Raw genomic sequence first — 427 nt, 5'->3', positions numbered from 1 at the left:
AGGCTATAGTGTTCAAGATGAAAATATACAAAGTATTTTGAATACTATTTTTAAATATGTTCCCCCAAATTCAGAACAAGCAAAACGGATTAAAAGAAATTTTTTATTAGTTGAATATGAGCCTGATCTAAAGAGTACGGAAATTTCTGATCATGATATCTTGGTTGATGGTAATTTGATTAGTATTAATAAAGTCAAGACTGATAATTTTAAAGATATATACAAAGCTATTCATGAATTGGCTCTGCCGATATCAGCTATGGATATTAGAAAAGTTCAAGAGGTTGTTAAGGAAATTACATCTGGAGGAACAATAAAAGTCACTATAGCAGATGATATTGAAACTTTAAAAAACTCAGATAAAGTATTAGCTATTGGATCAACAAAAAATATCAAGTATGAAATAAAAGAATATACCGAACTATGT

Annotated in this window: 1 pseudogene; it reads left to right on the top strand. The window is 28.1% G+C overall.

Going from position 1 to position 427, the window contains the following annotated elements:
* A pseudogene (locus tag GBN19_RS15580) lies at positions 1 to 427 on the top strand (SIR2 family protein); the annotation flags it as partial.

The organism is Acinetobacter brisouii (assembly GCF_008993995.1).
Classification (GTDB): Bacteria; Pseudomonadota; Gammaproteobacteria; order Pseudomonadales; family Moraxellaceae; genus Acinetobacter; species Acinetobacter brisouii_A.
Note: the sequence above shows the minus strand (reverse complement) of the source record. Positions and strands in the feature narration are given on the sequence as shown.